The sequence below is a fragment of the Streptomyces sp. NPDC025784 genome, from assembly GCF_055558435.1.
The window spans coordinates 1-12,053 of sequence record NZ_JBVHMN010000041.1; the positions used below are offsets into that span (position 1 = coordinate 1).

7 protein-coding genes are annotated in these 12,053 nt (G+C 71.8%); all 7 read left to right on the forward strand.

What is annotated here, in order from left to right; genetic code table 11:
- On the forward strand, positions 1–603 hold a 603-nt coding region (locus ACZ4IF_RS44440), incomplete at its 5' end, for a phosphopantetheine-binding protein (RefSeq protein ID WP_467574966.1).
- A 112-nt stretch (positions 604–715) separates the two neighbouring features.
- Positions 716–1,642, forward strand: a complete 927-nt coding sequence (locus ACZ4IF_RS44445; RefSeq protein WP_467574969.1) for an ornithine carbamoyltransferase — start codon at positions 716–718, stop codon at positions 1,640–1,642.
- A complete protein-coding gene (locus tag ACZ4IF_RS44450; RefSeq protein WP_467574972.1) occupies positions 1,639–2,976 on the forward strand; it encodes an MFS transporter in 1,338 nt (445 codons plus the stop codon). Before ACZ4IF_RS44445 ends, ACZ4IF_RS44450 begins: the two co-directional genes overlap by 4 nt.
- On the forward strand, positions 2,969–3,739 hold the full coding sequence (locus tag ACZ4IF_RS44455) for an ABC transporter ATP-binding protein (RefSeq protein ID WP_467574974.1): 771 nt from the start codon (positions 2,969–2,971) through the stop codon (positions 3,737–3,739). Before ACZ4IF_RS44450 ends, ACZ4IF_RS44455 begins: the two co-directional genes overlap by 8 nt.
- Positions 3,739–6,228, forward strand: a complete 2,490-nt coding sequence (locus ACZ4IF_RS44460; RefSeq protein ID WP_467574977.1) for an FtsX-like permease family protein — start codon at positions 3,739–3,741, stop codon at positions 6,226–6,228. The genes ACZ4IF_RS44455 and ACZ4IF_RS44460 overlap by 1 nt, the downstream gene beginning before the upstream one ends.
- Positions 6,229–6,578: 350 nt before the next feature.
- The gene (locus ACZ4IF_RS44465; RefSeq protein ID WP_028805844.1) at positions 6,579–6,794 is read left to right on the forward strand and encodes an MbtH family protein; all 216 of its coding nucleotides are present in this window, start codon (positions 6,579–6,581) and stop codon (positions 6,792–6,794) included.
- A 70-nt stretch (positions 6,795–6,864) separates the two neighbouring features.
- Positions 6,865–12,053 (forward strand): amino acid adenylation domain-containing protein (locus ACZ4IF_RS44470; protein WP_467574980.1); only part of this gene is annotated, 5,189 nt, incomplete at its 3' end.

The following is a 12,053-nucleotide window of genomic DNA, read 5'->3' on the forward strand; positions in this document are numbered from 1 at the left end:
CGGTGGCGGTCGGACGGTGCGGTGGAGTTCCTGGGCCGGATCGACGATCAGGTGAAGGTGCGTGGTTACCGGATCGAACTGGGTGAGATCCGGGCGGCGTTGACGGCTCACGCGGACGTCGCGGACGCGGCCGTGGTCGTGACCGACGACCGACGCCTGATCGCCTACGTCGTCGGCAGCGTCGACGAACTCGCCGGCGCCCTCGGATCCGTGTTGCCGGAGTACATGATCCCCTCCGTGTTCGTCGAGATCGACGCGATCCCGTTGACGGCGAACGGCAAGCTGGACCGGCGATCCCTGCCGGACCCGGAGGCCGTCACCACCGACACCTACGTCGCCCCGCGCAGCGAGATCGAGGAGGGCATCTCGGCCATCTGGGGTCAGGTCCTCGGCCTGGACAAGGTCGGTGTCGAGGACAACTTCTTCGACCTCGGCGGCCATTCGATCCTCGCCGTACGGCTCATCTCGCGGCTCCAGGCCGAGTACGACCTGGACCTGCCGGTGCGGGTCGCGTTCGAGCGCCCCACCGTGGCACAGCTCGCCGTGGAGATCGAGGACCGGGTGCGCGCCGAGATCGACGCGCTCCTGACCGACTCCCGCTGACCGCCGCGGGCCGACCCGACGCGTGCCGCACACCCGACCCGAGGAGCGCCGCCGGTCACCCCGTGGGGGCCCGGCGGCCTCGTCATCAGCCGACCAGAAGGGACCCCAAGCCATGGGATCCGCGCGACATCTCATCTCCCTCACCGACCTGACCGACGACGAACTGCGCGGCATCGTGGCCCGCGGTGTCGCATTCGCCTCCGGCGCACGGGCGCGGACCATGGACGGCGCCGTCGTCGGTGTCTACTTCCGCCGTACGTCGACCCGGACCCGTACCGCCTTCACGGCGGGCGCGCTCCGGCTCGGGGCGCAGACCGTGACGTTCGGGCCCGGCGACCTGCAGACCAACACCGGAGAGACCAGCGAGGACACCGGGCGGGTGTTCGCCGGGATGCTGGACCTGCTGGTGGCCCGCACGGCCGACGCCACCGCCGAACTGCGCACCTGGGCGGACGCCGGCACCATGTCGGTGGTCAACGCGATGAGCGCGGAGGAGCATCCGACCCAGGGGCTCACCGATCTGACCACCCTGCAACGGCACTTCGGACGGATCGATGGACTGCGGCTGCTGTACGTCGGCGAGGGCAACAACAGTGTCGCGGCGCTGGCGCTGGCTCTCACCCGCTTCCCCGGGACCGAGCTGGAACTGCGTACACCGCCCGGCTACGGCGTCGCGCCGGAGATCCTCGCCGAGGCCGCGGAGCAGGCGGTGCGCAGCGGGGCCAGGGTGGTCGAGCGGCACGACATGGCCGCGCTGCCCGTCGATCTCGACGCCGTCTACACCACGCGCTGGCAGACCACCGGGACCACCAAGCCGACCGAGGACTGGCGTGAGGTCTTCGCACCGTTCCAGGTCACCGGAGCCCTGTGGGAGACCAGCCCGAAGGCGGTCTTCCTGCACGACCTGCCGGCCCACCGCGGCGAGGAGGTCACCGCCGAGGTGCTGGACGGGCCGGCGAGCATCGCCTTCACGCAGGCCACGCACAAGCTGCACAGCGCCATGGCGGTCCTGGAGTGGTGCTGGGCGGGTCGTCGATGAGCGAGGACGTCGTGGCGCGGGACGGCGGCGGCGTGGACAAGCTGCCGCCGCTGCGCAGCAACGGGCGCTTCCGGTTGCTGTGGGGCGGTTCCGCGCTGTCGGTCATGGCGGAGCGCTCCTCCACCATGGCCTTCACCCTGCTGGTGCTGTGGCACACCGGGTCGAAGAGCGCGGCCGGCCTGGTCGGCTTCGCGGCGCTGCTGCCGATGCTGGTGATGCAGTTGCCCGCCGGTGTGCTGGTGGACCGCTGGGACCGGCGGCGGGTGATGCTCGTGTGCGTGGCGGGACGGGCACTGGCCATCGGGTCGGTCGCGGTCTCGCTCGCCGGTGACGAGGTGCGCGTCTGGCACATCGCCGCCGTCGCCTTCGTCCAGGGCAGCCTCACCGTCTTCTACCAGCTGTCCGAACGGGCCGCCGTACGCGGTGTCGTGCCGCCCCAGCAGGTGTCCACCGCGATGGCGCAGAACGAGGCGCGCTCCCGGGCCGTCAATTTCGTCGGGCATCCGGCGAGCGGTGTGATGTTCGGGCTCTCGGCCTGGGTGCCGTTCCTGTCCAGCACGGGCCTGTACCTGATGTCGCTGCTGACGCTCACCCGGCTGCGCATCCCCGCGCAGCGTTCCGGGCCGGGCAAGAGCGCGCGAGGACTGCGCGAGGAGATCTCCAGCGGGCTGCGCTGGGTGTGGCGACGCGCCTATTTCCGCTCGGCGTTGCTCGTGATCGCGGGCAGCAACCTCGTCTTCCAGGGGCTCATCCTCACCGTGGCCGTGCTGGTCAGGGAGCAGGGCAGACCGGCGAGCACGGTCGGTCTGATCATGGCGGCCGGGAGCATCGGGGGACTGCTCGGGGCGTTCAGCGGCGGCCGGCTGAGCCGGCGGCTGCCGATGCGGCGCGTGATGATCTACGCGCATGTCGCCTGGGCCGTGATCATGCCGGGAACCGTATTTCTGCTGCATCCTGTGACACTTGGGATTCTCTTCTTCATAACGTCGCATATAGGAGCCGCTGTTACGGTCTCCGGCATGTCCCATCAGGTGCGCATCACACCCGACGCCATGCAGGGGAGGGTCGGCAGCGTCGTCATGCTCCTTGTCTCCGGGGCGAGTTCGATCGGCGCGCTCGGCACCGGCTATCTCCTCGAAGGCTTCGGGACGCGCGGGACTCTGGCCATCGCATCCGGAGTGATGGCCCTGCTCGCCGTGGTGGCGACCGTCGTGTTCACCCGCCCAGGGGCGGAGCTCGAAGACCGGAGCGCCCAGGAAGAGGCGTCCGGGCATCAGCGGGAGCTGACGGCCGGTCCCCCCACCACCATGACGCTACGGAGAATCGATGGATGACGCAGTGCGGCTGGAGTCGCTCACCAAGACGTACGGCTCGGGCAGCGGCGCGGTCAGCGCGTTGCGCGAGGTCGGGCTGTCCTTCCCGCGCGGGAGCTTCACGGCCGTCATGGGCCCCTCCGGCTCCGGCAAGTCCACGCTGCTGCAGTGTGCCGCCGGACTCGACCGGCCCACCTCCGGCCGGGTGTTCATCGACGGCACGGACATCGGCGGCCTGAACGAGACCCGGCTGACCGAGTTCCGGCGGGAGTCCACCGGTTTCGTGTTCCAGGCGTTCAACCTGCTGCCCTCGCTCACGGCCGCGCAGAACGTCGGGCTGCCGCTGCGGCTCGCCGGCCGCAAACCGGGCAGGCAGACCGTGCTGCGGGCACTCGCCCAGGTGGGCCTGGAGGACCAGGCGGGAAAGCGGCCCGGTCAGCTCTCCGGCGGCCAGCAGCAGCGGGTGGCGGTGGCCCGGGCCCTGGTCACCCGCCCCGCCGTGCTGTTCGCCGACGAACCCACCGGAGCGCTGGACATCACGACCGGGCGTGAACTGCTGGAAGTGCTGCGCAAGTTGGTGGGCAGTCCGGTCACGGGCGGCAAGGGCGCCGACGACCCCGAGCTCGACGAGCCGACCACCATCGTGATGGTCACCCACGACCCGAACGTGGCCGCGTACGCGGACCGTGTGGTGTTCCTCGCCGACGGCACACTGGTCGGCGAACTGACCTCCCCGACGGCCGAGGCGGTCGCCGCCCGCATGACCGATCTGGCGGTGTCGTAGTGCTCGGCATCGCCTTCCAGACCCTGCGGGCGCGCTGGGTGTCCTTCCTCGGCACCGTCGTCGCACTGGTCCTGGGCGTCGCCCAGGTCGCCGCGATGGGCGTCCTGCTGATGACGATGCTCGACCTGCCCGACCGGCCGGCCGAGCGGTTCGCCCGCGCCGACGCCGTCGTCCTGCCCACCGACCCCGACTGGGACCCCGCCCATCACGACCTCGGCGTGCGCTCGCTGCCCGAGGCGGAAGGCGTCTCGCGGGACCTCCTCGACCGCGTCGCGGCCACCGGGGAGACCGTCGTGGACCGGGCGTTCTACGCGCAGCTCCGCGGCGGCCCGAAGAACCAGGTGGGCCACCCCTGGGCGGTCGCGCGCTTCGGCGGCTACGAACTGACCAGCGGCCGGCAGCCGTCCGGCGACGGACAGATCGTCGTGCCGTCCGACCAGGCACGCACCGGCGACAAGGTGACGGTCATGACGGCCACCGGGGTGTCCGCGTACACGGTGTCCGGCACCGTCGCGCCGGTCGACTGGGAGAACGCCGTCTTCTTCGGCGACGCCGAGGCCGCCCGCATCTCCCCGCGCATCCAGGCGCTGGTGGCCCTCGGCCCGATCGACCAGGTGCGTGCCGCCGTCGGCAAGGACGCCGAGGTCCTCACCGGCAAGGACCGTCACGAGGCGGACGCCAGCAAGGCGGAGGACCGCGAGACCCTCGACAACACCATCACCCTGGTCCCGGTGATGGCCTCCGTCGCGGGCACCACCTCCGTCTTCGTCGTGGCCTCGACCTTCGCCTTCGCCGTCATCCAGCGGCGCCGCGAGGTCGCCCTGCTGCGCACCGTCGGCGCCACCCCCAAACAGGTCCGCCGCATGGTGCGCGGCGAAGCCCTGCTCGTGGGCACGCTGGCCTCCGCTCTCGGCACAGTCCTCGGCCTGTACGGGGCGCAACTGCTCACCGACATGCTCATCGACCTCGACATCTCGCCGCCCTGGTTCCGGGTGCGGCCCTCGCTGCACTGGACGGTGACCGCCCCGCTGGCCGGCGCGTTCCTGGTCGGCGTCCTGGTGGCGCTCTGCGGAGCGGCCGCCGCCGCGCACCGCGCCGGACGGGTACGGCCCGTCGAGGCACTGCGGGAGGCCGCGGTCGACGACTCGGGGATGACCCCGGGACGGCTGCTGCTCGGGGCGATCGGCGTCGGCGCCGGGGTGGGACTGGCCGCATGGATCGCGGTCGGCAAACCGGCCACGATCCTGTCGCCCAACACCTATGTGACCGAGCTCCTCGTTCCCGTCCTCGCCGCGGCCGTCATCGCGCCCCTGGCGATCGGTCCGCTGGCACGGCTGCTGATGTGGCCGTTCCGCAATTCCGCCGGGCCCACCGCGATGCTCGTGCGCGAGAGCGTGCTCACCTCACGCCGCCGCACCGCGGCCACCGCCGCACCCATCCTGCTCACCGTGGGCCTCGCCCTGTCACTGCTGGCCGCCACCGACTCGCTCGGCGCGGCCCGTGACCACGGACTGCGCAACCAGGTCGCCTCCCCGTATGCCCTCGCCCCCGACGGCACACCGGGCATCAGCCCCGAGGTCGTCGACCGGGTGAAACGGATCGACGGCGTACAGATCGCGGCGCCCCTGCTCACCACGGTCTACACCCGCGACGAGGACCGCTACGACGAGAACGACGGCATGGTCGTCGACACCTCCGCGCTCAAGAGCACCATGGACCTCACCATCACCCAGGGGTCCCTGGACAGACTCGACGACAACAGTGTCGCCGCCCCCGACCTGTGGGGCTGGGACGCCGGGACGACGCAGAAGATCCTGCTCGGCGACGGTGAGGAAGCCACGCTGAAGGTCGCCGCCGTCTACAAGGCGATGCGCGGCGAGGACGTCGCCTACCTCCCCGAACGCTTCGCCCCGTCCGCCGCCTACGCGCGCGACGGACTGGCGCGCCGCGCCTACATCACCCTGGAACCCGGCACCGACCGGGCCGCCGCCACGGCAGCCATCGACAGAGCGGTGCGAGGCAGCGGAGCCCGGTTCCTCACCCGCGACGAGCTCGTCGCCTCGGAGAGCGCCTACGCCCGCCATCTCATCGAGGTGCGGCAACGCTCCACCGCCGTGATCGTCGTGCTGTTCTGCTTCATCGCGATCCTCAACACCCTGCTCATGGCGACCGCGGACCGGCGCCGCGACCTGGCCGTGCTCCGCCTGGCCGGCGCCACACCCAAACAGGTCCTGCGGTTCTTCGTCGCCGAGTCGCTGCTCGTGGCCGCCATCGGAGTCGTCCTCGCCCTGCTCGCCTCGGCGGTGAACATCGCGGCCCTGTGGGCGGCGCTGCTCCAGCTGTTCGGCACGACCCCGATCGAGGCGCCCTGGCTCGTGGTCGTCGGCATCGCCGCCGTCTCCGCGCTGCTCGCGGTCGTCGGCACGGTGCTGCCCGTCACGGCGGCACTCCGCTCCCGGATCGTCCAACTCGTCGGCGCCCGCGAGTAGATGCCGGCACGGCGCGTGGATGCCCGCGCGCCGCTGAACATACGACGTGGGCGTACCCGCGAGTCGGTGCCGGTCCGGCTCGTGGACGCCCGCGAGCAGTGACCGGCCCGGCTCGCGAGTACGGCGAGCAGCGCCGGCGCCCTCCCGAAAGACCGCGCGCGGCCTGGTCCCTCCCCCCGTGGGGACCGGGTCGCGCGCTTCGTCGTGCCCGCTCACGGGCCCGCAACGAACGCCACCCGTACGACAGTTCGCGTAGAGGCCCGGTATAGGCCCCCGCCGGAAGCTGACGGCGGATCCGGACACGTATCCCGATCCGATGTCCGAACAGACCTCCAAAAGGGAGAGCCGAGATGGCTGACGAGCAGACCGACGACCGCGTCTACCGGGTGGTGCTCAACGACGAGGAGCAGTACTCGATCTGGGCCGCGGACCGGGACCTGCCCGCGGGCTGGCACGCGGAAGGCACCGAGGGGACGCGCCAGGAGTGCCTGGACCGCATCGAGGAGGTCTGGACGGACCTGCGCCCGGCGAGCCTGCGCCGCCGCATGGAGCAGGCGACCGCCTGACGGGCCCACGGACACACACAGCAGTACGGCCGGAAACCGAGAAGCACAGGGTGGGGGAGGAGCGCTCAGCATGAGCACGGGCGGAGTTCGTACGGGCCAGGAAGCCGGAGACCAGCGCGAGGAACTGGTGCGCGCCCGGCTCGCCGGCGCCCGCCGTGGGCGGCGCGCCGCACTGCGGCGGGCGGACCGGGACGGCCCGCTGGCCCTCTCCCACGGCCAGCAGCAGATGTGGTTCCTCAGCCGGCTCGACCCGGACAGCTGGGAGTACAGCGTCCCCGTCGTCCTGCGCATGCGCGGCCCCCTCGACGCGGAGGCAGTGCGCCGGGGCTTCGAGAGCCTGCAGTCCCGGCACGAGATCCTGCGCACCCGCTACCGCCTCGACGGAGCGGAGCCGGTCCAGGTCGTCGACCCGCCGGGCCCGTTCGACCTCCCGCTCGACGACCTGACGGGGTCGGGCGATCCGGCCGAACGGGAACGGCGGGCACGACAGCTCGCCGAGGCCGAACCCGGCCGCCCCTTCGACCTGGAGCGGGGCCACCCGCTGCGCGCACGGCTCATCCGGGTCGCGGCCGACGACCACATCCTCGCCGTGGTCCTGCACCACGTGGCCTGCGACGAGTGGTCGGTCGGCCTGATGCTCAGTGAACTCGCCGCGCTCTACACGGCGTTCGCGCAGGGGAGGCCCGACCCGCTCGCCCCCCTCACCATCCAGTACGCCGACTACGCCGCCTGGCAGCGCTCCCGCCTCGCCGACGGCACGCTCGACGGGCAACTCGCCCACTGGCGTGAGCAGCTCGCCGGCATCACCCCGCTCGAAGTGCCCACCGACCGGCCCCGGCCCGCCACCCGCAGCTGGGCGGGCGACGCCGTGCCCGTCACCCTGCCCACCGCGCTCACCGAACGGCTCCGCGCCCTCGGCTCCGCGCACGGCGCGACCCTCTTCACCACCCTGCTCACCGGCTACCAGGCGCTGCTCGCCCGCTACACCGGACGCACCGACATCCCCGTCGGCACCGTCGTGTCCGGACGCGGACGCCCCGAACTGGAACAGCTCGTCGGCTACGCCATCAACACCCTCGTCCTGCGCGGACGCTGGCAGGGCGACCCGTCGTTCCGCACCCTGCTGGACGGCACCCGGGACACCGTCCTGGACGCCTTCGACCACCAGGAGTATCCCTACGCCCGGCTGGTCGACGAACTCCAGCCGGAACGCGACATGTCCCGCACCCCGTTGTGCCAGGTCGCCTTCACCCTGCACCAGGAGCGCACCGAAGGCTTCCGGCTGCCCGGCATCACCGCCGAACCGCTGCGCGCCACCTCCCGTGTCTCCCGCTTCGACCTCACCCTCCAGCTCGGCGAGCGGGCCGACGGCTCCGTGCACGGCACCCTGGAGTACAGCACCGCACTGTACGACCGGACCACCGCCGAACGCCTCGCCCGGCACTATGCCCGCCTGCTGGAATCCGCGGTCGCCGAACCGGACCGCGCACTGTCGCTGCTCGACCTGCTCGACGACACGGACCTGGCGGTCCTCGCACCCGCCCCGAACCTCCCGCCGGCGCCCGACCGCTGCGTCCACGAGGTCTTCGAGGAGCGGGCCGCCGCCACCCCGGACGCCCCGGCCGTCGGCTGCGGCGGCCAGTGGCTCAGCTACGCCGAACTCGACACCCGCGCCAACAAGCTCGCCCACCACCTACGCGAACTGGGCGCGAAGCCAGGTCAGTTGGTCGGCGTCAGCCTGGACCGCGGCATCGACCTGATGCCCACCCTCCTCGCCGTCCTCAAGTCAGGTGCCGCCTACCTCCCGCTGGACCCCGAACACCCCGCGGACCGCATCGCCTACACCCTCCAGGACGCCGGAGCGCGGATCGTCGTCACCTCCGACGCCCACGCCGCGCACCTCACCGGCGCCCACGACGGCGTCCTGGTGAACCTGGACGGCGAACGGGACACCGCGGCCCTCGCCGCCGCACCCGGCACCGCCCCGGCCGGCGGAGCGCGCCCCGACGACCTGATCTACACCATCTACACCTCGGGTTCCACCGGCCGTCCCAAGGGCGTCGGTCTCACCCACGCCAACGTGCTGCGCCTGTTCACCGTCACCGAGGAGCACTACGCCTTCGACGAGCGGGACGTCTGGCCGCTGTTCCACTCGTACGCCTTCGACATGTCCGTCTGGGAGATGTGGGGCGCCCTCCTGTACGGAGGCCGCCTGGTCGTCGTACCGCAGGACCTGGCCCGCTCACCGGAGGACTTCCTCCGACTCCTCGCCGACGAACACGTCACCGTACTGAACCAGACGCCGTCCGGCTTCCGGAGCCTGGTCGCCCTCGCCGGCGACGGGCACCCGCTGATCGACGAACTCGCCCTGCGCGTGGTCACGTTCGGCGGCGAGCGCCTCGACATGCCGGCCCTGCGCCCCTGGGTCGCCCGCCGTGGCCTCGACCGCACGGCCCTGATCAACATGTACGGCATCACCGAGACGACCGTGCACACCACGTACCACCGGGTCACCGAAGCCGACCTCGCCGCCGACCACGGCAACGACGTCGGCGCTCCACTGCGCGACCTCCAGGTACAACTGCTCGGCCCGCACGGCGAACTCGTACCCATCGGCGTCCCCGGAGAGATCCACGTCGCCGGACACGGCGTCGCCCGCATGTACCTGGGCCGTCCCGCACTCACCGCCGAGCGGTTCGTACCCGACCCGTACGGTCCGCCCGGCTCCCGCCTCTACCGCAGTGGCGACCTCGCACGCCGCCGCCCCGACGGCGGCCTCGACTACCTCGGCCGCATCGACCACCAGGTCAAGATCCGCGGCCACCGCATCGAACTCGGCGAGATCAAGGCCGCGTTGACCGCACATCCGCTGGTCCGCGACGCCGTCGTCGTCGCTCGCGAGGACACCCCGGGCGACAAACGCCTCGTCGCCTACGTGGTACCCGCCGGCGAGGCGGTCGCCGCCCCCAGCGAGCTGCGCGCCCTGCTCGCACAGACCCTGCCCGCCTACATGATCCCCACCGCGTTCCTCGCGCTCGGAAAGATCCCCCTCACCGTCAACGGCAAGCTCGACCAAGCCGCACTGCCCGCTCCCGACCGCGGAGCCCTGGCCGTCGGGACGAACCAGGTCGCCCCGCGCACCGCCGACGAGGAGCGGATGACCGAGGTGTGGCGCGACGTCCTCGGCGTCGACCGGGTCGGCGTGACCGACGGCTTCTTCGACCTGGGCGGCGATTCACTGCGCGCCGTGGCCCTCGTCGCCGCGCTCCGCGACACCGGCCACGACGTCACGGTCCGGGACGTCTTCGCCCACCGCACCCCGGCCGAACTCGTCGAGTTCCTCACCGGGCGTCCCGCACCGGCCCGCCCCGAACCCGGCGTCGCCCCGTTCGCCCTCCTCGCGGACGAGGACCGCGCACGCCTCCCGGAAGGCGTCGTCGACGCCTATCCGCTCGCCCAGGTGCAGCTCGGCATGGTCGTGGAGATGCTCGCCGACGACGGCCGCAACCACTACCACAACTCGACCTGCTTCAGGATTCTCGACGAGGCGCCCTTCGTCCCCGACGCGCTCCAGCAGGCCGTACGCGTCGTCATCGGCCGCCACGAGATCCTGCGCACCTCCTTCGCCCTGGACGGGTACTCGGTGCCCCTGCAACTCGTCCACGACCCCGAGCGGGTCGACTCCCCGGTCCGCACCCGCGATCTGACGGCCCTCGACGCGCGCACCGCCGAGGAGTCCCTGCGCGCCTTCATGGCCGAGGAACGCACCGACCTCTTCGACCTCGCGCGGCCCCCGCTGATCCGCTTCACCGCGCACACCCGGGACGACGGCAGCTGGTGGCTCACGCTCACCGAGTGCCACGCCGTCCTGGAAGGCTGGAGCCACCACTCCCTCCTCATGGAACTGGTCGCCACCTACCGCGCGCTGCGCGACGGCCGGCCGCCGCAGGAGCCCGAGCCCGCCGCCGTCCGGTACGCGGACTTCGTCGCGGCCGAACTCAAGTCGCTGGACTCCGCCGAGGACCGCGACTACTGGCAGGGCGTCGTCGAGGACCATCCCAAGTTCGTACCGCCCGCCGGATGGGGCGACGACCCGACGACCACACCGCGCGGACTGCACCGCGCCTGGGTCCCCTACCACGACCTCGAAGCCGGACTCCGCGCTCTCGCGAGCGAGGCCCAGGTCCCGATCAAGAGTGTCCTGCACGCCGCCCACCTCACGGTGATGAGCCGCCTCACCCCGGAGGAGTCCTTCCGTACCGGGCTGGTCACCAACGCCCGCCCGGAGGCCGTCGGCGCCGAACGCGTCCACGGCGTCTACCTCAACCCCCTGCCGTTCGCCTTCCGGCGCGGTGCCCGCACATGGCGGGACCTGGTCCGCCGGGTCTTCGACCAGGAGATCGAGGTCTGGCCGCATCGCCGGTACCCGCTCGGCGCCATGCAGCGCGAGTTCGGCGCCGCGGAACGCCTCGTCGACGTCCGCTTCAGCTACCAGAACTTCCGCCAGGTCGACCAGGACCTCATCGACTACGCCGCGACCATCGACGACAGCCCCACCGAGTTCCCCCTCGGCGTCTCGACCCGCGCCGGTTTCATGGTGATCACCGCCAACCGGCACGTCATCGGCCGCAAGGGCGTCGACCGGCTCGCCTCCATGTACCGCTCGGTCCTCGAAGCCATGGCCTCGGACCCCGACGGCGACGCCGGGCGGCCTGTCCTCCCCGACGGTGAGCGGGAGTTGGTGCTCTCGTCGTGGAATGACACGGGGGTTGTGGTGCCGGGGGTGTCGGTGCCGGAGTTGGTTGCTGTGCGTGCGGTGGAGTCGCCGGGTGTGGTGGCGGTGGAGGCGGGCGGCGGGTCCTTGACGTTCGGTGAACTGGATCAGCGGGCGAATCGTCTGGCGCAGGCTTTGCGTGGTGCCGGGGTTGGTGTGGGTTCGTCGGTGGCGGTGTTGCTGGATCGTTCGGTTGATCTGGTGGTGGCGTTGTTGGGGGTGTGGCGGGCGGGGGCCGGTTATGTGCCGTTGGATCCGGTGTTGCCGGGGGAGCGGGTGGCCGGGATGTTGGCGGATGCCGGTGTGAGGGTCGCGGTGACGTCCGGCGCCTACGTCGACCGCTTCGATGTCGCGGTCGTGCGGGTGGATGTGGAGCATCCGGAGGCCCGGGGGTCGCTGCCGTCGGTGGACTTGGACGGTTTGGCGTACACGGTGTTCACGTCGGGTTCGACGGGTCGGCCGAAGGGTGTGCAGGTTTCGCATCG

What these genes read in the sequence shown, in the direction of transcription:
- ACZ4IF_RS44450 (WP_467574972.1), top strand. Translation starts at nt 1,639, where the DNA reads ATGAGCGAGGACGTCGTGGCGCGGGACGGCGGCGGCGTGGACAAGCTG.
- ACZ4IF_RS44455 (WP_467574974.1), top strand. Translation starts at nt 2,969, where the DNA reads ATGGATGACGCAGTGCGGCTGGAGTCGCTCACCAAGACGTACGGCTCG.
- ACZ4IF_RS44445 (WP_467574969.1), top strand. Translation starts at nt 716, where the DNA reads ATGGGATCCGCGCGACATCTCATCTCCCTCACCGACCTGACCGACGAC.
- ACZ4IF_RS44465 (WP_028805844.1), top strand. Translation starts at nt 6,579, where the DNA reads ATGGCTGACGAGCAGACCGACGACCGCGTCTACCGGGTGGTGCTCAAC.